The sequence below is a fragment of the Chryseobacterium sp. IHB B 17019 genome (genome assembly GCF_001456155.1).
Classification (GTDB): Bacteria; Bacteroidota; Bacteroidia; order Flavobacteriales; family Weeksellaceae; genus Chryseobacterium.
Map to the genome: position 1 here is coordinate 1,953,167 of NZ_CP013293.1, position 23,531 is coordinate 1,976,697.

A 23,531-nucleotide genomic window follows, 5' to 3' on the forward strand; every position below is an offset into this window, starting at 1 on the left:
GTGTGAGTGAAAAATTTAATAGAATAAAGGTAGACGTTACAATTGATTTTAAAAAGAGCAGATTGATAGATTTGTTCTATTTAAAAGGTTTTTGAATTAAAAATATATATTAATTTTATGACTAACTTAAAAAAATCCTATTATTTCTTTTATATTTAGAAAATAAAGTAGAGATTCGTGTTTCAATTACTAACAACCAGACAAGTGGAAAAGAAATTTACCGAACAAAGTGATCAGGAATTATCACAAAAAGCAAAGAAGAAGAAATCGGCTAATCTTCTTAATGCGCTATTAATTGGGGTAATGATAGGAATTGTTATTTACAGTATTTCGAAAAACGGCTTTGGTTTTCTCATATTAATTCCACTATTTTTCATCTATAAAGCGATGAATAATCCAAGAAATAAATGATTTATTCTATATAAAAACTAAACCAGTCACACCATGAACAACGTAAACAAAGAACTAAACGATGAAAAATTACTCAAAAAAAGAGATTTATTAAAAGGTGCTTCAATAGGCCTTGGGATTGTTTATATATTGGCAATTGCCATTTTGATTTATCTTTTTGTCACAAGAGGAACTCAGAATATTCCTTTGGCGATATTTATTCCTGTTTTTGCAATGATTGCAGTTTTTATTCCTTTGCTGATCAATTTAGGCTTACTCAATAAAGAAATTAAATCAAGAAATCTCTAATTTTCTAAGATAATATGGAATTAAATTGTCAAAACTGCAATGAAATTATTACTGCTCATTTTTGTTGTAATTGCGGCCAAAAGAAATACAAAAGAATTGACAGAAAATATATTCTGGACGAAATTCAATATACTTTTCTTCATACCAACAAAGGGTTTCTGTATTCTGTAAAAAATATCATTAAAAATCCCGGCAAAACAGCAAGAGAATTTATAGACGGCAACCGGGTGAATCATTACAAACCTATTTTACTGGCTTTCGTCTTGAGTGGTATTTCTGCTTTTATATCGTTCAAAATAATTGGGCTTGAAAAAATCATGTCCTCTATTTACGCAAAAGAAAATATCAATTCAGAGTTCATGAATGATTATATGACGATCACTTCAAGCTATAATTCTATCATAATGCTTCTGTTGATACCGATTTTTGCACTCTTTACAAAACTGGCATTCAGGAAATGGGGCCACAATTACTATGAACATGTAGTAATGAATTCGTATATACTTTGCTATTATACACTTTTCAATATTTTCATTGTGTATCCGCTGATGTTTATCATGAAAAATAATGTGGAATATTTCTCTTATTTCACGAGCCTTTCAATGCTGGCAGTTCCTTTTATGTTAGTTTGGTTTTTTAAAGAATTCTATTCAGATAAACCATTAAAAAGTATAATTGGCCGGGTTGGAGTAACGATAGGTTTAATGATTTTAGGATTTATAATTTTTATGATGATGATATTTATTGGAACAGTTATTTTTGCCGCTATTAAAGGGCCAGAAGCATTAGAATACATGAAACCAAAATAAAAATTCGACTTCTTTCTTGGAGTTTTTATAAATAATTAACCATAAAAATCACAACAATGGATGTAAAATTTGAAGCAGGAATTAACATCGCTATTAAAATTCCAAAAAGCAAATATGACAAAACAGTTGCCTTTTACAAGGACATTTTGAAACTGGAAGTTGAAGAAAAACCAATCGATAATCCAACTGTTTCCAGAACCCACGAAGTGAAGTTCGGAAATAATGTGATCTGGCTGGATTGCGTTGACAACTACACCCACTCTGAAACATGGTTACAGCTTACGGTTCCCAATATAGAAGAAGCGACAGCTTATTTAAATGCCAATGCTGTGGAAACGTGTGACGAGATTGAAGAACTTCCGGAAAATATGCATTGGATACAAGATCCGGCCGGAACAGTATTTAATGTTCAGGAAAGATAATTGTAGACCAATTTACTACAAATGAAAATACCGCGGATCCGGATATTGAAACTCAAAATCAAGGTCTGAAATCAATTTTGAAGCCGATATTGTTCTGCCTGTATTGGTTCGCTCTCCCTCATACGGCAGATCCTTCTGAGCATTAATGACCTCTTCTTTATTGGGATGAACAGGCGCCACCACATTGTACACTTTGGACTGAGATTGATTGTCCAACATTTTTTCAACAACCGAACAAATATCTGCATAATGAATATGATTCACCAACAGGTCCAAACCGGAAATATTGTAACTCTTTAATAGCCTCTGATCTCCCATCAATCCTGCTAATCTCAAAATATTAGCCTGCGGAAATCTGCTTGCAATAAAACTCTCACTCGGAACATTTTCTGCAGGTTGATCGTCTTCCGTAAACTCTTTTTCAGTATCAGGATAAACTCCGGTTGAACTCATCAAAAATAACTGACCTTTGTAATCTCCAAGAAACCTCAACAGGTTTTCCTGTCTTTCCTTCATGGAAACCTGCGCTCCTCTGATTCCCGAAAACGGAACAGTAATAATAATTGAATCTAATTCTGAAGCAACTTCCCATGCTGTCATTGTTTCGGATAAATCGTCCGGAAAGTCAACCAACGTCGGGTGATATCCTTTTGAGGTAAAATCTTCTAATTTGGGTTGAGAAGTCGTGGTTGCAAAAATTTCGTATCGATCTGATAATTTTTCTGCTATATGATTTCCAAGCCAGCCGCAGCCGATGATTCCCAGTTTTTTCATTGTTGTTATTTAGGCTTCAAAAATATTACTTTTAATGGTAATATTTATTATCATTATATTATTATCATCATAAATTATTTTCCACAAGTTTGTCATCCTGAAAGGATCTAGGCAGGAATCTTTCCATGCTTTTATCTAATATTAAGCTTAGATCCTTTCAGGATGACAAACTGTGTGGTTTAGATGGATGTTAATAAAAAAAACTCAGCGAGAAGCTGAGTTAATGATTTAGAATTTCTTTTTTTGTTTTATTATTCAACCTTTGTTGCTGTCGGGCTTCCATTGTCCTGACTGCCTTTTGCCACAGAAGAATTTTTCGCAGCCTTTACCAGTTCATTTATATCAGAATACAGCAGTTCCCAACCCTGAACGTCTTTCATCGCCGTGATCAGGTTAATATAAGATTTTAATACTTTTTCCAGATCCTTACGAATGGCCGAAGCGCTTGTCATCTGCCGAAGGTCTGCATTGGCTTCCGCCTGCTGTGCAAAAATGTCTTCAAAATCTGCCTGCTTAGTTTTCATTTCCGCAAAAGCTGTGTTGATAGAAAGTGCCGTAATTTTCTGTTGGTTTTCCGGAAGCTCTAATGTTTCGATCAGCTTTTTCATCTGTGCCGTCTGTGAAGAATAGCTTAAGCGGTCGATATCCAGTCCGAAAGTTTTAAATATTCCGTATAGGTCTTCCGACAACTGAACATTGGGAGCCGAAGGAAGCTTTCGGTAACCGTTCAAAAACGCTTTGAAATTGGAATACGCAAGATCCCTTTCACGGTCTGCAGCCGCCACATCTTTTCCTTTTCCACTGAAGGCTTGTTTTGTGTAAACTTTGTCATACTCCGTGTACGAAGTCTGTAAAGACGCTACAAGCGGATGATTGGTGATCACAGTATATTTTCCTGATTGAGAATTTGAAATAATTCTTTGAGCTAAAGTCGCAAGATCTTTAGTACTCAACATAGTGAGTGCGATTTTCATTTGTTTGTGTTTTTGTATTAATAAATTAGAAATCAAATATATAAAAATTTATTTAGTTACAAACAGCCCTGAAATAAATCTCCTGAGAGCTTGGGAGGTTTTCGGCAAGTTGCGGGTGGTTTTCTGAGATCTTGGGAAGTTATAAACAGGCTTGTTTTAAATAAACTGAGGGGTTGGGTGGTTTGTTGCAAGGGTGTTTTAAAGCTTTGGAGGGGTTGGATGGAGTGAAATGGTTTATTTCTGTATGGAGATTTTGATATGGAAAACCTTAATAAAATGTTCTTTAGTTTCTTTATATTTGAATTATAGTTTGGATTGACATATTGTGCCAATTCTCTATTAAGTATAATTAAAGAATAACCGTGAAATACAATTATGAAGATTTAGGAGATACACTTCAAAAGCTCGTAGATGATTTAACTTACTTACATGATATTATTTCAATATCTACAAGTGGTATTAAGATGGTAGCAACAACTTCGAAGATTTCCAAGCTATTAATGGATATTGACGGAGAAAATGAAGATAATTTAAACAAACATTATAATGCGGAAAGGCTATCTAAAATTGCTAAAGATGAGATTGAAGCCAACTTCCCGTTTTTATACGCACAAGCGTCACTAATGCATTATTCATTTTTAGAAGGTTGTATTAAACATTTAATAACCACTTTTATAAAAAATAACAATATAAATACGATAAATGAATTTAAAAATTTAAAAATTTCTTTAGGTGAATTTTTATCACTTGAGGAGGATGAAAAAAACGATTATATTTTCCAACTTTATGAAAAAAACATAGCAATTGGAATTCAATATGGCGTAACTAGATTTGAAACTTTATTAGCACCGATAGGATTGAGTGGTAAGGTGGATAAAGAATTAGCAAAAACTATTTTTGAATTAAGTCAAAAAAGAAATAATATTTTACATCGAGGAGGTATTGCAGACAGATTCTTAATTAAAAATTGTCCTTGGTTAAACTACAAATTGAATGACAAGATAATTGTGAATAATGAGAATTATGAAAAATCTTTTGAAGCTATTATTAAATATCTATCGTTAATTGCAATTCGAATTGGAGAAATGAGAGGAAAAGATATGTCTAAATACAGATTATAATTGTAACTGTCACCGATCTCACTGAATTGTAATATGTGAAATACCAAAAAAACGATAAGTATGAATTATAAATTCGTTCTATCATAAAGTGATAAACCTGCCTCACGGCAGGTTTTCCTATATCAAAACTTTGTCAAAGATTTTAAACTTTGACAAAGTGGTTTTAAAACAAATCCTCATCTACAAAATTCGGAAGCGTCACTTTCAAATTCGGTTCCATTTCCATGGCTCTTTTGATGGCGAAAACAGCGCCTTCATTTCGTGCTCAGCTTCGTCTGAAGATCCTTTGTTGAGGACAAAAAATTATTGTGTGGCAAGCTGTTTATTTTTGACTTCTTCGCTGTACCTATCCTTTAAGATTTTGTAGTTTTTCAAATTTTCATCTGTTTTATTTATTTCCTTTTCATAACCCATTGCAGCAAAATATAGAGGTAATGAAAATGAATCATAATTGCCTGTTTTCACATTGTCTATCCAATCCATATCATAATCTCTTAAATAGGTTTTTAATTTAGTAACAATAAAGTCTCTAATTTTAATTTGTTCCTTTAATACTAAATACTCAGGTAATGCATTTAAAGTAATAGATTTTTGAAATAACAATCTCTCTTCTTCCACTTCATCTTTGGATCGAACATTATATAAAAGTGAAAACATTGTAACAATTACTCCGTAAATTATAAATAATGGAACGGGGGAAAAATTTGATCCACTCGTAACACCTATCGAGATAAGGAATACAAAGGGAATTGATGTCAAGAGATATCCTTTCAAAAGATTCTCCCTACATTTCTTAGCTTTATATTCCGCCGAATTTTTTTTATCAATAAAATAATGTCCGGTAGGGAAAATTGGTACAAATATTACCAAAAACTTAGTTACAATTGCTTGTTTATTAAATTTATGTGATGCAGTAATGTCAATTATTCCAATCATGATATGTTATTTAAATTATTGTTTTAAAACAAATCCTCATCCACAAAATTTGGAAGCGTCACTTTCAGGTTCGGTTCCATTTCCATGGCTCTTTTGATGGCGAAAACAGCACCTTCATTTCTGGCCCAGCTTCGTCTTGAAATTCCGTTGTTCACGTCCCAGAATAGCATAGATTTTAATCTTCTGTCGGCATCATCGCTGCCATCTAACAACATCCCGAAACCACCGTTGATCACTTCTCCCCAGCCAACACCGCCACCATTGTGGATGCTCACCCAGGTTGCCCCACGGAAACTGTCACCAATCACATTGTGAATAGCCATATCTGCCGTAAATCTCGAACCATCATAAATATTGGAAGTCTCCCTGTACGGCGAATCTGTGCCCGAAACATCGTGGTGATCCCTACCCAACACAACAGGCCCGATCTCACCGTTTTTAATGGCTCTGTTGAAAGCTTCGGCAATTTTCATTCTTCCTTCCGCATCGGCGTATAAAATTCTGGCTTGTGAGCCGACAACCAATTTATTTTCCTGCGCTCCTTTAATCCACTGAATATTATCCTTCATCTGCTGTTGGATTTCTTCAGGAGATGTTTTGATCATTTCCTCTAAAACCTGACAGGCAATTTCGTCGGTTTTCTGTAGATCTTCCGGTTTTCCGCTTGTACAAACCCAACGGAACGGCCCGAAACCGTAATCAAAACACATAGGACCCATAATATCCTGAACATAGCTCGGATATTTGAATTCCCTTCCCAAAGTCGGATTGTCAGACATTACATCTGCACCGGCTCTGGAAGCTTCCAGTAAAAAGGCGTTTCCGTAATCGAAAAAATAGGTTCCTTTTTCAGTGTGTTTATTGATCGCTGCAGCGTGTCTTCTCAACGTTTCCTGAACTTTTTCCTTGAATAAGTCAGGGTTTTCTGCCATCATTTTATTGGATTCCTCAAAGCTTTGTCCGACAGGATAATACCCGCCCGCCCAAGGATTGTGAAGCGAAGTCTGGTCTGAACCAATATCAATTCTTACATTTTCCTGATCAAATTTTTCCCAAACCTCAACAATATTTCCCAAATAAGCCAGAGAAACAGTTTCCTGAGTTTCCTGGGCTTTTCTTACTCTTTGTACTAATTCATCAAGGTTTTCATGGATTTCATTCACCCATTTCTGTTCGTGACGGATTTTTGTAATCTTCGGATTCACTTCTGCACAAACGGTAACACAACCTGCAATATTTCCGGCTTTCGGCTGAGCTCCACTCATTCCACCCAACCCTGAAGTCACGAATAAACCACCTTTTGGTTCTTTATTTATTTTTCTGAATGCATTTAAAACTGTAATCGTAGTTCCATGAACAATTCCCTGCGGACCAATGTACATATAGCTTCCCGCCGTCATTTGCCCATATTGCGTAACACCCAACGCATTGAATTTTTCCCAATCATCGGGTTTAGAATAGTTCGGAATCATCATTCCGTTGGTCACCACTACTCTCGGCGCATCTTTGTGAGACGGGAATAATCCCATCGGATGCCCGGAATACATCACTAATGTCTGCTCATCCGTCATTTCCGACAAATATTTCATGGTCAAAAGATACTGCGCCCAATTGGAAAAAACAGCGCCGTTTCCACCGTAAGTAATCAGTTCGTGCGGATGCTGAGCCACTGCATAATCAAGGTTATTCTGAATCATGAGCATAATGGCTTTTGCCTGTTCTGATTTTCCGGGATATTCTGAGATTGGTCTGGCCTTCATCTCATAATCCGGACGGAAACGATACATGTAAATTCTTCCGTATTTTTCCAATTCTTCTTTAAATTCAGGCAATAATTCTGCATGAAATTGAGGTTCGAAATAACGTAAAGCATTTTTTAAGGCTAATTTTTTCTCTTCTTCCCCTAAAATCTCCTTACGCTTCGGAGCGTGGTTGATATTGGTTTCGTATGGTTTCGGCTGTGGTAACTGGCTTGGAATGCCCTGCTGTATCTGTTCCTGGAATGTCATATTTCGATTTAAGATGCTATGTTTAACGTTTAAAGTTAATTTTAAATTCAAAGTTTTAAAGATATTCAAATTAGAAAATCCGTGCAAATAAACGGTGAAAATTCAGCAGCCCGGAAATCAACGGTGTAAAAAATTCCACCCCTCCGGAAGAGGGGAATTTCGATGGGGCTATACTAAGTGTTCAATTTAATTTTCAAAAATAAAAAACCTCACCGAAATTCAATGAGGTTTATTTATTCTATGTTTAAAATTTTAATTATTATTCTTCACAAGAAGCCAGCCGGTGAAGGTTCTTCCGTCCGGAAGGGTGATCACGTACCAGTAGCTTGATGTTGGGATGGCCCTGCCTTTTATGGTTCCGTCCCATACAAATTCTGAACTTGAACTTTGTTCGAAAATCAAAGACTGGTAACGGTCAAAGACTTTTACATTAGACATTTTACCTCCGAAAACATGGAGATTTTTGATGATCCATTTATCATTGAAGCCGTCTCCGTTTGGTGTGATGGCATTTTTAATATCCAACACTACACCCTGCTGCTTTACGATACAATCGCTGTTGGCGTATTTTACGTAGAACGTGGTGATTCCGGTGGGTAAATTGTAGAATGTATTGGTTGCCTGCCAAGTAATTCCGTCAATCGAATATAAAATTGTTTGGGAGCCTGTTGCGTGGACGGTGACATTATTTCCGTTAAATTCAAGCTGTTGGATAACCGGAACATCATAATGTTTAATCTCAAAAGTTTCGGTGTAAGTACAGCCGTTGCTGGCCGTTACGGTAAGCGTATAAGTCCCAACAGTGGTGATTCCCGTAATCGTATCTGTAGTGGAAATGACCTGACCTGAAGGATTTGTCCAGACATAGCTTATGATGGTATGTCCTTCAATATGAACGGTATACTCCAAAGAACCTTCCGGACAGAAATACAGCGTCGGAATATCAAAGACAGGGGTTTGTTTTAAAGATAAATGAATCTCTGCAACATTCGAGCAAAAACCGGGAACACTCACTTTTACATACACAATATTTGAGCCCGTACTTTGATTGTAACTAAAATTAGAAGGCGTAGCAATGGCGTTTGTTCCTGCATTAAGATCAGCCAAAGACGGATAATAGGTGAAAGTAACATTCGTTCCTGTGTATATCTGTGTCTGGAATTGTGTTAAATTAACGTTCTCAATTCCATCATTTCCGATATCACAAACGGAAAGTTGGAAAGGCCCTCCGTTTTGTAAAGTCACTTTATTTCCGGACACAAAATTCACCGTAGCGATATCATCACAACCTGGAATGTTCTGAACTTTCACCCAAATCTGTGTAGGAAAAGGATTTGCTGTAAAGTTCGCCGGATTTGCAATCGGATTTGTACCGTTTTGGGCATCCTGTTGGGTTAAATAAAAAGTAAATGTATTTGCCGGATTCGGAATATCAACCATAATATTGGTAAAATTCAACAAATTAACTTCATAAGATCCATCCAGGTTTTCATCACAAACCGTAAGGGTGGAATTAATCGCTTTCGGAGGGAAATATGTATTCAACTGAATCGGCGCAACGGAATAACAACCCGTGGTCTGCGACTGAAACCTTACCCAAACCTGAACTGAAGAAATGCTTGTTGTAATGGTAGTTCCTATCTGATTGGCCGGATTTCCTGCGTTCGCTTCTGCCGAAGTGTTGTAATATGAAATCGTCATATCAGACAATGGCTGCGTATTTTGCGAAGGAAGAAACAACTGTGGAATAGCATCATTCAACTGGAAAGTTTCACTTAAATTAAAATCTTCATCACACGTTTCCAACGTCGCACTGTTCAAAACAACCGGCGGTAAAAATGTCATTTGGATATTTACCTGAGCCGCTGAAAAACATTCGCCATTATTAAATTTAACCTTAACAAAAACCGTTGCGCTCCCACCGGAAACCACAAATTGTGTCGGATTTGTTATTTGATTGGAAAAAGTATGCGTTGTAGGATCATAGTTGGAATAATAGGTAAAACTCACATTTGAACCTGTATAAATTTGAGGTTGAGCTAATGTTAAATTATAAATTTCATTGCCGTCATTATTGTTATCACAAATATTATTCAATGTAATGGTAACCGGAGAACTTACAGCCGGAGTTGAAGTTAAGCTTAAATTAACCGGATAAATCTGCTGGCAATTATAAGAATTAATTTTAACAAAAACCTGTTGGTTTCCTGTAACGGTAACATTGGTAATCGGATTGGTTCCGTTTGTTGCATCTGCTAAAGTCGGATAGAAAATTGTCGATGCATTTTGGGTTCCTACAATTGCTGATGAATATTGTGATAATTGTACATTTTCTGAATTATCATTATTAAAATCACAAACCTCAAAATTAGACTGAACAATCACCGGATGCACCAAATTTACTCGTATGGGTCTTACGGTATAACAGTCATCCGAAATTTCAAAACGAACGAAAAACGTCTGGGTTACAAGATTTCCATTGGTTGTTATCGTTTGGTTCGGGCTGATTGGATTTGCACCTAAATTCGCCGCCGCTGAAGTCGCGTAAAATTCCGTCACCGGAACTGTAGCCGGGGAAATCAGCATCGTAGCGGAAAGGGTATTTAAATTAATACTGATATCATCCGTCCCATTAAAACAGATGTATTCATTCTTTTCATTAGCGACAATTTTATTGAAAGTAATATTCATATTTACCGTTGCCACCGCAAAACAGCCGTTCTGGATTTCAACTCTTACATAAATCGTGTAAATGCCTTCTTTAATAGTATTTAAAACCGTTCCTGATCCTGTGTAAGCTTCATTATACGTATTATAAGCTGTAAAAATGGCTCCCGTTTGAGTAGAAATCAATGGTCCGATAGTCAACGGATAATCAAAAGGTTCCTGATTATCAGCGTTAATATCACAAATTGAATAGGTAAAATTAATAGGCGAGTTCATATTTACTCCCGGCTTGAACTGGAAATGAATCGGGCCTAAAATATAGGTACAATTTCCTTCCTGAAGCCTTACCCAAAGGTTTGTAGCCGTCGTAATATTGGCTGTTGTAATGGGATTTATATTATTTTGCGCATCGGATTGAGTATTGAAATAAGTAATACCTGTCGTTCCCGGTGTGAAAAGTTCGGTGTTTAATAAGCTTAAGTTATAATTCTGCTCTACCCCATCGTTATTAGTATCGCACAGTTCTACCATATCTTTCAGCAAACTTTTACTTAACAAATTCAATGTTAAAACCGCAACTCTGTAGCAAGTCGGTACGTTGGGATTCTGGATTCTTACGTATAAAACAGTGTTTGCATTTAAAACAAAATTGTTCGGTAAAGGGTTAATATTATTCTGTGCATCCAGCAAAGTTGAGTGAAAACTAAAGGTGAAATTTGCCGGATTTTGAGAAGTTAAATTCGCCTGAAAACTATTTAATGTAAGGTTTACTGAAGTATTTCCGCAGAAATTCTGGGTGTAATTTTTTGCTGCCGGATAAGTAGGATCAAATGTTAATGGAAAATCATCCGATAATGTAAGATCGCTGTTTCCACAAATATTAAACTTCACATTGGCCGTGTAAACATCATTTTGGGTAGGACAAATTGTTGCCTGAATTCCTGTTCCTATCGTTTGTCCCGCAGAATTCGTCCATGTTACTTGCGGCTGGATCACGTTTCCAAGCGGATTGAATCTCCAACCTTCCTGCAAAGCTTGCCAAACTCCTGTATTTCGGCTGGCAGGAGAAATACCTTGTGTGCCGTCGTTATTGATGACACCAATTAAGGCATTTTCAAACTTTCTTGTTGGGCAGGGCGTTAATTTTTTATCAACAAAAACATCAATGATATTGGTAGTTTCGTGCAAAACGATTTGGGACGATGAACGATCTGTACAGCCGGCTACCCTTCCTTCATAAAAGCTAATGACAAACTTTCTGTAGGGCGCAGTACCTATCGTTGAATAGTAAATTTCAGACTGATCTCCGGAAGAAAAAACCAAATCATGATAAACTCCGAAAATTGAATTTTTTGGGAGACTTGTGCTCGGATTCGGCCATTGGATATTGGGATAATTGATGTTTCCAAGCTGGCTCAGATCAAACGTAATCATCCCGTTTGAACCCACTATAAGAGATTCAAAATATTGATTATAAAAGCAAAATTTAAACGGTAAATCCAGTTTTGCCGCAAAGAGATCATCATAATTGGCATTGAGCGACGTTCCCTGGTTCATGGCAACTGGCGGATTGTATGTTTCCTGCGTTACTTCATAGCTTGTAGTCTGCTTCAATACTGGATATTCCACATGAAGAGCTATGCACCCGTTCGCATCAAGATCGTTGGTACAGGTAACATTGAAGCTTTCATTTCCTAAGGCGTCTTTTACTTTCACCTGCGTCGGAGCTTGTGAAAGCCCTAAAACACCAATGAATAAGAAAAAAAATTGTAAAAATCTTATCATAAGTTTATAAAATTAATCACTAGTAAATGATAAATTTAATAATTTTAATCAAAAGATTTAAAAGATAGAAAATTATTTATGTTAAATTAGTGGTTTTAAACTTAAATTACTGTAAAACAGCCAATTAAAAAATACCACAAAAAAAACCTCACTGAAGATTCAGTAAGGTTCAATATAGTATATGTTTAAATCTTAAGTTAAAACATCATCATTTTCTTCTTCGTGATCATCTTCATTATCGCTGAGACCCCAATAGCTGTTTTCTTCATCCTCTGATGCTATATCATCAGTCCCTGCATCTTCATCAATGCCGGGAATATCGAGTCCTTTATCTATTTTATCCTCTTCTTCAAAATCTTCATCCTCAAACGGAACTCCGTCCCCATCGAGCGGAATATGTTCTTCCTGGTTGAAAATATCTTCATTGGGACTGTAATCCATCTGTTCCAATTTTCTGTCTTGCTCTTGTTCGCTATTTTCAGGTATCATAATAATAGTATTTAATGTTATATTAATTTAAACAAAAATAATTCCAAGTGATCAATTATTATCAGAATAAATTTCAGGATTTGCACATGCCGGCATTTTTTGTCCTTTTGAAAAGGCTATTAGATTTTCCGCGGCCAATTTTGCCATAGCATTTCGGGCCTCAATGGTTGCAGAACCGATATGTGGAAGAACGCAAACATTGGAAAGCTCCAAAATGGGATCATCCTTGAAAATCGGCTCAGGATTGGTGACATCCAGACCGGCACCCCAAATCTGCTTTGAAATGAGAGCTTCATAAAGATCTTTCTGATTGTGGAAACCACCTCTTGCCGTATTAATAAATATCGAATCCGGTTTCATTTTCTTAAAAATCTCAGCATTAAAAAGTTCTTTCTGTTCAGGTTTGAAATTGGCATGAACACTCAAAACATCTGATCGCGAGACTAATTCTTCAAAAGACACATATTTTGCATTCAATTCTTTTTCCGCCTCTTCATTTTTATGGCGATTATGGTAAATAATATCCATATCGAAAGCCGCCTTCGACTTTTTTGCCATCTCAAAACCGATTCTTCCCAACCCGAAAATACCCAGCGTTTTTCCATATAATTCCTGTCCCAACGCATGTAACGGCTCAAAATCTCCCCAATTTCCATCTTTCACTTTTTCAAAATTATAGCTGGCTCTTCTCGCCACAGCCTGCATCAGCAAAAAGGCAACATCCGAAGTCGCTTTACTTAAGACATCCGGTGTATTTCCTACAGGAATATTTCTCTGGTTAGCTTCTTTAATATCAACATGGTCAAAACCTACGGAATATAAGGCAATTGCCTTGATGTTCGGACATTCGTTGAAAAAATCTTTATCAAATTTAAAATCCATTCCCACACTTAGAATGGCATCGTGGCTTTTACAATAGCTCATCCATTCATCGTGCGACAGATTTTCATGTTCAGGAATAAAAATTTCCAGTCCTGCATCTTCCAGCATTTTAATTCCAACCTCGGGAATTCTTCTGTTTATAAATATTTTCATTTTTTTTTGTGATTAATTTTAAATTCAAATAAAAAACCTCACTCCGCAAAAAAGTGAGGTCTCTAACTTTAATATTAAAAATTATTGATTCTCATGTGAATCTTTATGTTTATCCCAAGCCTCAGAAGCCATCTCCTGGATTTCTTCCCAAACTTCTTTCGCTGATTTTTGCGCCTGCGTCATAAAACCATGCTTTGTGGCTTCTTTGTTCTGGCTTTTCATGTCGTTGATGTAATCTTTAACTTGTTGGGAATAACTTTCTACACTATAGCCTGGGTTATTATGTAGATTTTTCTGAATATTACTGAAATCGTGTGATGATTTAAATCTATTCGTGTCCATAATAATAAGATTTAGGTGATTAGGTCCTTTTTTGAATCCAATATTCATTCCGAACCCGACTTAAAGTTTATTAAAATTAAAGAAAGATTTAAACCATTAAAGTTGTAAACTGTTAAGAATATTAATCAATAAGGTTTGTAAAGAAATAACGGTTGTTACTTTTTTAATTGAATCAGTTCGCCTTTTCTTTTCACAATATTTTTATAATCCCATTGAATTTTTTCCGATTTTTTCAGGCATCTTTTGATATCTTCTTCATCAATTTCAGAAACATCATTATAAAATACGGAAGCATCCTGAAATTTCTCACCATGAACGTTTAAAAGATCTTCATTAAAAGATTTTCCGCTCCAGAACATCAGCCGGATTCCCTTTTTCTGCTTGCTGTATCCAACAATCGGGTTTCCTTCCAAAAACCAAACAGGATGAGCATGCCAGATTTTTGATTCTGCATTAGGTAAATTTTCATCAATAATTTCAGATAATTTTGAACAAATTTCCTGATCAGGCTCAGTTTGTGAACTGGTATATTTTTGAATATCGGAACTCATTTTCAATTTATTATCTTTTAAAATTAAGAATTAATCTTCAATCTTTGGCTAAAGCCGCTCCTATTGATAAAGCAGATCATTGATTTGTATTCCCCAACATCGGAACAAATTTATATGCTCCAAATTCTTCTTTCTCAAATTCGGTCTGGGAAATTTTTGTAAATCTGTAGAGAACCTGTTCGTCGGTTGGCCCCAATGGAATGACCATTTTTCCACCAACTTTCAACTGTTTTAATAATTCTGTCGGCAACACGGAAGCCCCACAAGTCACGATAATTTTATCGAACGGAGCAAAAGTCGGAAGCCCTGCAAAGCCATCCCCAAAGCTCTGAAATTTCGGAAAAAGGTGCATTTCACGTAATTTCTTTTTTGAAAAATCAAACAGGTCTTTTTGCCTTTCCACGGTATAAACATGAGCTTTCATCGCCAGTAAAACAGCAGTCTGATAGCCACAACCCGTCCCAATTTCAAGAACTTTTTCGCCGGCTTTTACCTGCAAAAGTTCAGATTGTTCCGCAACCGTTGAAGGGTGAGAGATAGTCTGATGCGCCAAGATTGGAAAAGCCCGGTCTTCATAAGCAAAATCCTCAAAAATACTTTCAATAAAAAGATGTCTGGGAACTTCATTCATCGCAGAAAGCACATTTTCGTCCGAAATTCCGATTCTATTTCGGAGATATTCTACCAAAATCTTTCTTTTTCCCTTATGTACAAACGAATCTTGCGTCATTAGATAGTAGTTATTAGGTTGAAGCGCTAGTTGCTACAAAAATAGAAAAACAAATATGATTTATCAACCTAAAAGGTATCATCTATTGCCTAACCCCTAAAATTCTTATATTTACAAAAATTTAATATAACTATGTTAAAAGCAGGTTTGGTAGGCGCCGGACATTTGGGAAAGATACATTTGAGACTTCTTAATCAATCAGATAGATATGAATTTGTAGGTTTTCATGATAAAGATGTAGAAAACGGAAAGAAACTGGAAGCCGAATTCGGGTATAAATATTTTGAAAATTTTGATGAATTGCTTGATCAGATCGATGTTTTAGACATTGTTACGCCAACAATTTACCATTATGATTATGCCTTAAAAGCCATTGAAAAAGGACTTCATTTTTTCATTGAAAAACCAGTAACCCATACCCTCGAACAGGCACAGGAAATTCTTCAGAAATGTGAAGAAAACAATATCAAAGCTCAGGTTGGACATGTTGAAAGATATAATCCAGCCTTTATTGCTACTAAAGAATTCATTAAAAATCCAATGTTTATTGAAATCCACAGGCTTGCAGAATTCAATCCGCGTGGAACGGATGTTTCTGTGGTGCTGGATTTAATGATTCATGATTTGGATATTTTATTAAGCATTGCTAAATCTAAGGTTAAAAACATTCATGCAAGTGGCGTTTGTGTAGTAAGTAAAACTCCAGATATTGCCAGTGCAAGAATTGAATTTGAAAACGGATGTGTTGCTAATCTTACGACTTCCAGAATTTCTATGAAAGCCATGAGAAAGAGCCGTTTCTTCCAGAAGGATGCTTATATTTCCATCGACTTTTTAGAGAAAAAAGCAGAAGTAATCCGCATGAAAGATGCTCCGGAAAATCCTACTCCATTTGATATGATTATTGAAAATGCAGAAGGGGAAAAGAACCAGATTTTATTTGAATACCCTAATATTCAGCCTAATAACGCGATTTTAGATGAATTAAATTCTTTTGCAGATTCTATTAACGAAAACAAAAATGTGGAAGTTTCTATTGGAGATGGAACGGAAGCTTTGAAGGTGGCGTTGGAGATTATGAAATTGATCTCTTAATGGAAGATATTAAAAAGTATTTTTTGCCCGTTTTAATTTTATATCTGGCATTAATGTGCTTATACGTCAGCTATACATTTATAATTCATGACTATAATATCACAAAAAGCATTTATCAGCCTTATAAAAGTTTTGTTCAATTATCACCTTTTAATAACTGGAATGTTTTTATAACAATTTTTAAAGGAATTTTTGGTGTAGCAGGCTTTATAAAGTTTATAATCAATCATAAAGTAATCAATTACTTCAATACATTATTCTTATTAATTACCATATTTGAAATTATATTTCAATTATATAATCAAATTGAAATGTTTGAAAATTTCTTAGTTTATATTGATTTAATGAGCACCATCATTACAGGAATCTTATTTTTAATAATCGGATTCTATTACTTTAGAAATTTAAAAATTAAAGAAATTATTCCACAAATACTCATAGGTTTTTCATTAACAGTTATTTCATATCAGTTACATTAATTATTTAAAATATTTACAAGCGGGCTCATGAGCTCGCTTTATATTTTCATCAATTTATTAAATTCTTCATTTCACTTCAATATTTTTAAATATATTTGTGAATACTTAAAACAATAATTCTTAAAACAACCCCATATTTAAATAATTAAAACTACTATGAAAAGAGCCATCCTATTATCCGCGTTTTTATTGTCTCAATTTGGGACATCACAGCTTTTAAAAACAAATGGTCAAAAAATCGTCAATGATAAAGGCGAGAATGTTCAGCTGAGAGGTCTCGGTTTAGGAGGATGGATGCTGCAGGAAGGTTATATGCTGAAAACTGCTGACTTTGCAGGCCCACAATACAAAATCAAAGAAAAAATTGCAGAATTGATCGGTGAAGAAGGAATGAATAATTTTTATAAAGCTTATTTAAAAAACGGAATTACGAAACAGGATATTGACTTTTTGAAAAAAGCAGGATTTAATTCTATCAGGCTTCCGATGCATTATAATTTATACACTTTACCCATCGAAAAAGAGCCTATAAAAGGAAAAAATACCTGGCTGGAAGAGGGCTTTAAAATGACCGATGACCTTTTGAAATGGTGTGCAGACAACAAAATGTATTTAATTCTGGATCTTCATGCAGCTCCGGGTGGACAGGGAAATGATGTAAATATTTCAGATAATGACAAATCAAAACCGTCACTTTGGGAAAGCGAAGAAAATCAACAAAAAACAATTGCACTCTGGAAAAAATTGGCGGAAAGATATAAAGATGAACCTTGGATCGGCGGTTATGACCTGATCAACGAACCAAATATCAATTTCACAGGAAAAAATCCGAACGGAACAGACGAAATGTCGAATGCACCCCTTTGGAAATTACAAAAAGATATTACGGAGGCAATTCGTCAGGTCGACAAAAAGCACATTATTATTCTTGAAGGAAATGGATGGGGAAATAATTATAACGGACTGACTCCGCTTTGGGACAATAATCTAGTGTTCAGCTTTCATAAATACTGGAGCTATAATGATGATGCAACATTAAAATTTGCATTAGATTTAAGGGAAAAGCATAATATTCCGATTTGGTTGGGAGAAACAGGCGAAAATTCTAACGTCTGGTTTACGGAGCTCATCCAATTATTGGATAAACACAATATCGGTTTTGCCTTCTGGCCTATGAAAAAGATCGACAATATCGCAGGAATTACCAATGTAAAAATCACTCCGGAATATCAGAAATTATTGGATTACTGGAAAAACGGAGGTGAAAAACCATCTAAAGAATTTGCAACAAAAGCTTTAATGAAAATTGCTGACAACTATAAATTCAGTAATGTTGAGATTAAAAATGATGTGATTGATGCCATGTTCAGGCAAACGACAGACGGCTCAACAAAACCATTCAAAAAACATCAGGCTCCGGGAAAAATTTTCGCAACAGATTATGATTTGGGAAGAATGGGCGCGGCATATTCAGATAAAGATTTTATTAATCTTTGGGTGAGCGATCCGGCAAAAAGATCGGAATGGAATTCAGGAAATCAGTTGAGAAATGACGGTGTTGATATCTATAAAACAAATGAAAATCAATACTATGTAGGAAAAACCGAAACAGGAGAATGGCTTCAGTACACCATCAACGTAAAGGCCGACAATACCTACATTTTTGACATAAATTATTCCAGCAACAATGATGCAAAAATCAGGATTGAAGATGCTTCGGGACAACGATTGGCAACCTTTTCACTAAACTCAACCGGAGGAAATGAAACCTGGAAAACCGTTTCTGCAAAAGGAATCAACCTCAAAAAAGGAGAAAATAAAATCAGGATATTTTTTGAAAATGACGGAGTAAATCTTAATTATTTTGAAGTAAAATAAATAAAAATCTTAAATTGCAAATCCCTTTTAGTTTCTAAGAGGGATTTATTTTTAAACTTTTTATTTTAACCAAAAAAGAGATGAAGATTTAATAATCAATATTTTAAGTTCATCAATAATTTACAAATAAGATACATAAGTTTTTTTAAAAATCTTTGATTTATTCTCTTGAAAACTTTGGGTTCTATTAACAATAAAAAATATTCAATAGCTTTTGTCCCTTTTGTGGTTAAAATAAGATTATTAAACAGTTATTATGAAAAAATTAGGATTATTATTTCTTTTGATCTCAGTGTTTACGTTCGCTCAGCGATCAGTTTTAGAACAAAAAATCAATTCCATTATTAAAGACAAAAAAGCGACAGTCGGGGTTTCCGTTCTTGGCTTTGAAAACGGCTTTAAATACAATAAAAACAGCGAGAAAAAACTTCTGATGCAGAGTGTTTTTAAGTTTCATATTGCAACGGCTGTTTTGGATTTTGTAGATAAAGGAAAACTATCATTAGATCAGAAAATTTTACTAAATAAATCGAATTTGCTAGAAAATACTTGGTCTCCACTCCGAGATAAATATCCTAATGGGAACGTTGAAGTTCCTTTAAGCGAAATTCTTGAATACACGGTTACAAAAAGCGATAACAACGGCTGCGATATCATGCTGAAATTGCTAGGAGGCACAAAAACCGTTCAGAAATTCATGGATTCTAAAGGCGTGAAAGGCTTTCAGATCAAATATAATGAAGAAGCTATGCACAAAGACTGGAATGCGCAATACGAAAATTACAGTACCATGAGGTCAACTGTTGATGTTTTGAAAAAATTCTATGACGGAAAATTATTGTCAAAAAAATCCACGGATTATCTGATGAAAGTAATGCTGTCAACTTCCACCGGATTAAATAAATTAGTTGAGCAACTTCCAAAAAACACTCCTGTCGCAAGAAAAACGGGAGCTTCCGGAAAGAATGATGCAGGTCTGACAGGTGCAGAAAACGAAATTGCCATCATTACTTTACCGAATGGCAAGCATTATGCAATATCTGTATTCGTCAGCAACTCAATGGAATCGGATGCTGTAAACTGTAAAATGATTTCGGATATTTCAAAGACTGTCTGGGATTATTTTAATAAGTAAAATTTTAAGCTTAATTTTAAAAACAATTTAAAATGAAAAAAATATTATTAACAATCGGATTATTCAGCTGTACATTATTCTTTGCGCAAAAGAGTGAAAACTACTTACAGATCGGCTATTCAAGCATTTGCTGCGGAACACCGTCTGATAAACCTGTGATGGATTTTGTGAACCAATTTCAGAAAAAGAATAAAATAAAAGCACTGGAAGTTTACAAACAAAGCGGCTTGGGAAGAGAAGGAGAATATAACCTGTATATCGGGATGGACAAGCTTTCAAAAACACAAAAAACAAACTTTGTAAGAGGTCTGAAAACAGCTATTGACAGCCAGAATAATTCCAGAAGCAAAAACAGGGACGGAATTGTGAACTTCAGTGAAAATGAAATGGTGAAAAAAGCTGATCTTTCAAATGCAAGAAACTTAACTTTATATAAAAAATAAATTTAATTAAATAAGGAAAAATGATTAAAAACATTGTAGTTATCGGGGCGGGAACCATGGGAAATGGGATTGCACATACTTTCGCGCAAAGCGGATTTACCGTAAATTTGGTAGATGTATCTCAGGATGCTTTAGACAGAGGATTAAAGACCATTACCACCAATCTTGACAGAATAATTGCAAAGGGAAACCTTACAGAAGAACAAAAAGCGGAAACATTAGGAAATATCAAGACTTTCACCGCATTGAAAGATGCTGTTGGAAATGCAGACCTTATTGTAGAAGCTGCTACTGAAAATCAGGAATTGAAGTTAAAAATTTTCGGTCAGATGGATGAATTTGCTCCTGAAAACTGCATCTTGGCAACTAATACTTCATCAATTTCTATTACAAAAATAGCGGCGGCTACAAAAAGAGCAGACAAAGTAATCGGGATGCACTTTATGAATCCAGTTCCAATCATGAAATTGGTTGAAATTATTAAAGGATATTCTACTTCTAAAGAAACTTTTGATGCTATTTATGAAATGAGCAAAACATTAGGAAAAGTTCCTGTGGAGGTGAATGATTATCCCGGATTTGTGGCCAACAGAATCTTAATGCCTATGATCAACGAATCTATCGAAACACTTTACAACGGTGTTGCGGGTGTTGAGGAAATCGATACGGTAATGAAACTTGGGATGGCTCATCCGATGGGACCGCTTCAATTGGCAGATTTCATTGGTCTTGACGTATGTCTGGCGATATTAAATGTAATGTACGACGGCTTCAAAAACCCAAAATATGCTCCGAATCCATTGTTGGTAAACATGGTAATGGCAGGAAAATTGGGAGTAAAATCCGGGGAAGGATTCTACGATTATTCTGAAAGCAAAAAAGCCGAAAAAGTAGCGAAAATGTTTTCAAAATAGTTTCTAAGTTATGAGTTGTGAGTTATAAATTATAAGTTATAAATTTGATGCGAAAGCTGCAATCTATAACTAAACAACTGAAACCTTGATAAAATTTAAAAAAAAATATATTCAAATATCATTGGTCATCATTACTTTAGTGATGACCATTTTGCGTTTTTTACTCAATGAAAAAGGAAGGACAAATCCTGATTCCATCCGATACATGAGATTTGCACACAACCTTCCTGAAATTGATAATACCACTACTCCGCTGGGTTATCCGGCAGCAATAAAATTCTTTACATTCTTTGGTTTTGATGAATTCTGGAGCAGTAAAGTTATCGGAATCCTTGCCTTTCTTTTCATTATATTTTTCACCTGGAAAAAAAAGTTTTTCTTTAAAGAATCGATTGTTCTAAGTGCTTTGTTCAGCTTTATCTCTATCTATTCCTACACCATGAGTGAGGCGTTGATTATACCTTTTGTTATTTTGTTTTTATATGTCGCATCATTGATTATTACAGGAAAACTGGAAAAAGGAAAAGCTATTTTATATCTTAGTTTAAGCTTAATTGCTTTATATAATATCAGGTATAGTGCACTTTTTATTATTGGAGGAACCGGACTTTACGGACTCATTTTCTGGAAAAAGAAATATTCATCAATTTTTATAATATCAGGAATAATATCATTCGTTTTTGTTGTTTTATATAAATTTTTATTTATTGATTATTTTAATGAAAACTATGTGAAGGATGCTTTAACAGTAGGCCTTTATCCTACTTCAAAATTATTGAGAGAATTATTTCAGGGATTATGCACTACTTTTAATCCGTTCATACATATCGCAAATCCGGGCGGCGGATTGGTCAATTACGGGATTTACGGGATTGGTCTTCTGAATATTATTTTAATGATCTATCTTTTTGTAAAGTATAAGCTTTCAGAATCTGAATTTTTCTTCGTTTTTATAAGTATTTCAGGGATAATATGTTCATTTTTTATACAATATTTTTATCCGGTCAATGCAATAGATTACAGGTTAATGGTTCCTTTCAGTATTCCGTTATGGCTGATTTATTTTAGAAAATTATTCCAAATATTTAACAGCAAGGTTTACGCAATAGGCTTATTAAGCATTCTATCCGGAATTTTTTTCACATGGCTCTCCAGAGGAAATTATCTTGAGAACAGAAAAGAGATGAAACAGTTTTTACAATCGGAGAAATTAGATAAAGTTCCTTTAAAGTTTTACCTGGAAACCACAGAAGACCTTGACAAAATACAGATTGCAGAATTAATCAGTACGATAAACGCTAATACTGAACTCACTTTCAAGCCAAAAGACACACTCCAGAACACTACGCTGACAAGGTATAAAGTTTTGCAAAAAATTAGGATAGACAGGAACAAATATCAATAATTTTATTATCTTTGAGAAAGTTAAAACATTAAAAAAATGAAATTACCAAAGTTTTTATTAGCAGATAATTCGGAATTTCCAGAAGATTTATTCGTAGTTCATACAGAATATCCAAGATTTATCTTAAACGTTGAGGAAGAAGAAGTTGAGTGGTTGGATGATCTTGAAGGTGATGATGAAGAAACGATGGCAGATGAAGCTACAAAGGTAGTAGAAGCTGCATTCAAATGGTGTGATGAAGAATTGGCTAAGTACGACGACGAAGAGGAAGAATAATTAACATTCAAACATAAAAAAGGAACTCAGTTGAGTTCCTTTTGTTTTATTCAGCTTTATTGAATTTCAATAACAGAAGATTGTCTTTATATAATTCTAAAGTATTTCCGGAAACTACATATTTATTAGCTTTTCCCATCATATCCATGAAGTTGTTTTCAACATTCATATTATCACACATCATTTTTGTAGATCCCATTTGCCCGGCAGAAAAATTACCGGTAGAAGCATCAACTTTCGCGGTTCCGAAGTAATTGTTGCATCCTGCATTTCCGTTGATTTTTTCCCCATCAATATTCAAAGTAGGAACTTTTCCTTTCACATTATCAGCTAAAGCCCATTTTGTTCCAGCTAATGAAGGCTGCGTTTTCCCCACTTTTGAAGCGGATGAGCTTGACATTGTTCCACATGATGCCAAGACAACGGCTGTGCATATTCCTAAAAAAAGATTTTTCATTTTTTTATTTTTATTAAAACAAATTTACATAAATTCTATTATTTAAAACGCTTTCAGCAAGTTTTATTATTTTTTAACAGTTGTGGTTCTTGGTTTTATTTTAATT

The 23,531-nt window shown here is 34.9% G+C and carries 24 protein-coding genes; 13 read left to right on the top strand and 11 right to left on the bottom strand.

Annotated elements, in window-relative coordinates:
* The first annotated feature begins 204 nt into the window (after positions 1 to 204).
* Genes ATE47_RS09075 through ATE47_RS09090 form a run of 4 tightly spaced genes read left to right on the top strand, consistent with a single transcriptional unit; the run spans position 205 to position 1,930 of the window.
* The gene (locus tag ATE47_RS09075) at positions 205 to 411 is read left to right on the top strand and encodes a hypothetical protein (protein ID WP_062163502.1); all 207 of its coding nucleotides are present in this window, start codon (positions 205 to 207) and stop codon (positions 409 to 411) included.
* A 33-nt stretch (positions 412 to 444) separates the two neighbouring features.
* Entirely contained in the window at positions 445 to 699 is a 255-nt protein-coding gene (locus ATE47_RS09080) for a hypothetical protein (protein ID WP_062161666.1), read from the top strand.
* A gap of 14 nt (positions 700 to 713) precedes the next feature.
* Positions 714 to 1,508, top strand: coding sequence for a DUF3667 domain-containing protein (locus ATE47_RS09085; protein WP_062161667.1), 795 nt, complete (start codon positions 714 to 716; stop codon positions 1,506 to 1,508).
* 56 nt (positions 1,509 to 1,564) lie between these two features.
* Positions 1,565 to 1,930: a VOC family protein gene (locus ATE47_RS09090; RefSeq protein ID WP_062161668.1), complete on the top strand. Its 366-nt coding sequence runs from the start codon at positions 1,565 to 1,567 to the stop codon at positions 1,928 to 1,930.
* Positions 1,931 to 1,945: 15 nt separating this feature from the next.
* Here ATE47_RS09090 and ATE47_RS09095 read toward each other — a convergent pair whose 3' ends face one another.
* Together ATE47_RS09095 and ATE47_RS09100 are read right to left on the bottom strand one after the other, a co-directional pair.
* Positions 1,946 to 2,704 carry a hypothetical protein gene (locus ATE47_RS09095; RefSeq protein WP_062161669.1) on the bottom strand — a complete coding sequence of 253 codons (759 nt, stop codon included), beginning with the start codon at positions 2,702 to 2,704 and terminating at the stop codon, positions 1,946 to 1,948.
* 251 nt (positions 2,705 to 2,955) lie between these two features.
* Complete coding sequence (locus tag ATE47_RS09100; RefSeq protein WP_062161670.1) at positions 2,956 to 3,678, bottom strand: DUF6261 family protein; 723 nt, start codon at positions 3,676 to 3,678, stop codon at positions 2,956 to 2,958.
* 362 nt (positions 3,679 to 4,040) lie between these two features.
* Here ATE47_RS09100 and ATE47_RS09105 point away from each other — a divergent pair, with 362 nt between their 5' ends.
* A complete protein-coding gene (locus ATE47_RS09105) occupies positions 4,041 to 4,799 on the top strand; it encodes a hypothetical protein (RefSeq protein ID WP_062161671.1) in 759 nt (252 codons plus the stop codon).
* A 303-nt stretch (positions 4,800 to 5,102) separates the two neighbouring features.
* Here ATE47_RS09105 and ATE47_RS09110 read toward each other — a convergent pair whose 3' ends face one another.
* From ATE47_RS09110 to ATE47_RS09145, 8 genes are all read right to left on the bottom strand, one after another.
* Positions 5,103 to 5,735: a hypothetical protein gene (locus tag ATE47_RS09110; protein WP_062161672.1), complete on the bottom strand. Its 633-nt coding sequence runs from the start codon at positions 5,733 to 5,735 to the stop codon at positions 5,103 to 5,105.
* 23 nt (positions 5,736 to 5,758) lie between these two features.
* On the bottom strand, positions 5,759 to 7,744 hold the full coding sequence (locus tag ATE47_RS09115) for a urocanate hydratase (RefSeq protein WP_062161673.1): 1,986 nt from the start codon (positions 7,742 to 7,744) through the stop codon (positions 5,759 to 5,761).
* Positions 7,745 to 7,996: 252 nt separating this feature from the next.
* A complete protein-coding gene (locus tag ATE47_RS09120) occupies positions 7,997 to 12,196 on the bottom strand; it encodes a T9SS type B sorting domain-containing protein (RefSeq protein ID WP_062161674.1) in 4,200 nt (1,399 codons plus the stop codon).
* A 192-nt stretch (positions 12,197 to 12,388) separates the two neighbouring features.
* Complete coding sequence (locus ATE47_RS09125; protein WP_062161675.1) at positions 12,389 to 12,685, bottom strand: hypothetical protein; 297 nt, start codon at positions 12,683 to 12,685, stop codon at positions 12,389 to 12,391.
* Positions 12,686 to 12,736: 51 nt separating this feature from the next.
* A complete protein-coding gene (locus ATE47_RS09130; protein WP_062161676.1) occupies positions 12,737 to 13,720 on the bottom strand; it encodes a 2-hydroxyacid dehydrogenase in 984 nt (327 codons plus the stop codon).
* A gap of 81 nt (positions 13,721 to 13,801) precedes the next feature.
* The gene (locus ATE47_RS09135; RefSeq protein WP_062163503.1) at positions 13,802 to 14,062 is read right to left on the bottom strand and encodes a hypothetical protein; all 261 of its coding nucleotides are present in this window, start codon (positions 14,060 to 14,062) and stop codon (positions 13,802 to 13,804) included.
* Between the two features lie 155 nt (positions 14,063 to 14,217).
* The gene (locus ATE47_RS09140; protein WP_062161677.1) at positions 14,218 to 14,613 is read right to left on the bottom strand and encodes a DUF1801 domain-containing protein; all 396 of its coding nucleotides are present in this window, start codon (positions 14,611 to 14,613) and stop codon (positions 14,218 to 14,220) included.
* 76 nt (positions 14,614 to 14,689) lie between these two features.
* Positions 14,690 to 15,343 (bottom strand): protein-L-isoaspartate(D-aspartate) O-methyltransferase, encoded by a 654-nt coding sequence (locus ATE47_RS09145; protein WP_062161678.1) that lies wholly within the window; start codon positions 15,341 to 15,343, stop codon positions 14,690 to 14,692.
* Between the two features lie 132 nt (positions 15,344 to 15,475).
* Between ATE47_RS09145 and ATE47_RS09150 the strand changes: the two genes are divergently transcribed.
* The 8 genes from ATE47_RS09150 (at position 15,476) to ATE47_RS09185 (ending at position 22,968) form a co-directional block, all read left to right on the top strand.
* Positions 15,476 to 16,438 (top strand): Gfo/Idh/MocA family protein, encoded by a 963-nt coding sequence (locus ATE47_RS09150; protein ID WP_062161679.1) that lies wholly within the window; start codon positions 15,476 to 15,478, stop codon positions 16,436 to 16,438.
* Entirely contained in the window at positions 16,438 to 16,917 is a 480-nt protein-coding gene (locus ATE47_RS09155; RefSeq protein ID WP_062161680.1) for a hypothetical protein, read from the top strand. The genes ATE47_RS09150 and ATE47_RS09155 overlap by 1 nt, the downstream gene beginning before the upstream one ends.
* 156 nt (positions 16,918 to 17,073) lie before the next feature.
* Entirely contained in the window at positions 17,074 to 18,795 is a 1,722-nt protein-coding gene (locus tag ATE47_RS09160; protein WP_062161681.1) for a cellulase family glycosylhydrolase, read from the top strand.
* Positions 18,796 to 19,051: 256 nt separating this feature from the next.
* Entirely contained in the window at positions 19,052 to 19,930 is an 879-nt protein-coding gene (bla-A, locus tag ATE47_RS09165) for a CGA/CIA family class A beta-lactamase (protein WP_062161682.1), read from the top strand.
* Between the two features lie 32 nt (positions 19,931 to 19,962).
* Positions 19,963 to 20,373, top strand: a complete 411-nt coding sequence (locus ATE47_RS09170; protein WP_062161683.1) for a hypothetical protein — start codon at positions 19,963 to 19,965, stop codon at positions 20,371 to 20,373.
* Between the two features lie 23 nt (positions 20,374 to 20,396).
* Positions 20,397 to 21,287, top strand: a complete 891-nt coding sequence (locus ATE47_RS09175) for a 3-hydroxybutyryl-CoA dehydrogenase (RefSeq protein WP_181898057.1) — start codon at positions 20,397 to 20,399, stop codon at positions 21,285 to 21,287.
* Between the two features lie 85 nt (positions 21,288 to 21,372).
* Positions 21,373 to 22,692, top strand: coding sequence for a hypothetical protein (locus tag ATE47_RS09180; protein ID WP_150114807.1), 1,320 nt, complete (start codon positions 21,373 to 21,375; stop codon positions 22,690 to 22,692).
* Positions 22,693 to 22,728: 36 nt separating this feature from the next.
* The gene (locus ATE47_RS09185) at positions 22,729 to 22,968 is read left to right on the top strand and encodes a hypothetical protein (protein WP_027380779.1); all 240 of its coding nucleotides are present in this window, start codon (positions 22,729 to 22,731) and stop codon (positions 22,966 to 22,968) included.
* Positions 22,969 to 23,014: 46 nt separating this feature from the next.
* On the opposite strand, the gene ATE47_RS09190 is transcribed toward ATE47_RS09185, so the two are convergent.
* On the bottom strand, positions 23,015 to 23,425 hold the full coding sequence (locus ATE47_RS09190) for an META domain-containing protein (protein WP_062161686.1): 411 nt from the start codon (positions 23,423 to 23,425) through the stop codon (positions 23,015 to 23,017).
* Between the last annotated feature and the right edge of the window lie 106 nt (positions 23,426 to 23,531).

Bases quoted from the DNA above. Each gene is read 5' to 3' on its own strand.
- ATE47_RS09080 (WP_062161666.1), top strand. From the start codon at position 445: ATGAACAACGTAAACAAAGAACTAAACGATGAAAAATTACTCAAAAAA.
- ATE47_RS09085 (WP_062161667.1), top strand. From the start codon at position 714: ATGGAATTAAATTGTCAAAACTGCAATGAAATTATTACTGCTCATTTT.
- ATE47_RS09090 (WP_062161668.1), top strand. From the start codon at position 1,565: ATGGATGTAAAATTTGAAGCAGGAATTAACATCGCTATTAAAATTCCA.
- ATE47_RS09095 (WP_062161669.1), bottom strand. From the start codon at position 2,704: ATGAAAAAACTGGGAATCATCGGCTGCGGCTGGCTTGGAAATCATATA.
- ATE47_RS09100 (WP_062161670.1), bottom strand. From the start codon at position 3,678: ATGAAAATCGCACTCACTATGTTGAGTACTAAAGATCTTGCGACTTTA.
- ATE47_RS09110 (WP_062161672.1), bottom strand. From the start codon at position 5,735: ATGATTGGAATAATTGACATTACTGCATCACATAAATTTAATAAACAA.
- ATE47_RS09115 (WP_062161673.1), bottom strand. From the start codon at position 7,744: ATGACATTCCAGGAACAGATACAGCAGGGCATTCCAAGCCAGTTACCA.
- ATE47_RS09120 (WP_062161674.1), bottom strand. From the start codon at position 12,196: ATGATAAGATTTTTACAATTTTTTTTCTTATTCATTGGTGTTTTAGGG.
- ATE47_RS09125 (WP_062161675.1), bottom strand. From the start codon at position 12,685: ATGATACCTGAAAATAGCGAACAAGAGCAAGACAGAAAATTGGAACAG.
- ATE47_RS09130 (WP_062161676.1), bottom strand. From the start codon at position 13,720: ATGAAAATATTTATAAACAGAAGAATTCCCGAGGTTGGAATTAAAATG.
- ATE47_RS09135 (WP_062163503.1), bottom strand. From the start codon at position 14,062: ATGGACACGAATAGATTTAAATCATCACACGATTTCAGTAATATTCAG.
- ATE47_RS09140 (WP_062161677.1), bottom strand. From the start codon at position 14,613: ATGAGTTCCGATATTCAAAAATATACCAGTTCACAAACTGAGCCTGAT.
- ATE47_RS09145 (WP_062161678.1), bottom strand. From the start codon at position 15,343: ATGACGCAAGATTCGTTTGTACATAAGGGAAAAAGAAAGATTTTGGTA.
- ATE47_RS09150 (WP_062161679.1), top strand. From the start codon at position 15,476: ATGTTAAAAGCAGGTTTGGTAGGCGCCGGACATTTGGGAAAGATACAT.
- ATE47_RS09155 (WP_062161680.1), top strand. From the start codon at position 16,438: ATGGAAGATATTAAAAAGTATTTTTTGCCCGTTTTAATTTTATATCTG.
- ATE47_RS09160 (WP_062161681.1), top strand. From the start codon at position 17,074: ATGAAAAGAGCCATCCTATTATCCGCGTTTTTATTGTCTCAATTTGGG.
- bla-A (WP_062161682.1), top strand. From the start codon at position 19,052: ATGAAAAAATTAGGATTATTATTTCTTTTGATCTCAGTGTTTACGTTC.
- ATE47_RS09170 (WP_062161683.1), top strand. From the start codon at position 19,963: ATGAAAAAAATATTATTAACAATCGGATTATTCAGCTGTACATTATTC.
- ATE47_RS09185 (WP_027380779.1), top strand. From the start codon at position 22,729: ATGAAATTACCAAAGTTTTTATTAGCAGATAATTCGGAATTTCCAGAA.
- ATE47_RS09190 (WP_062161686.1), bottom strand. From the start codon at position 23,425: ATGAAAAATCTTTTTTTAGGAATATGCACAGCCGTTGTCTTGGCATCA.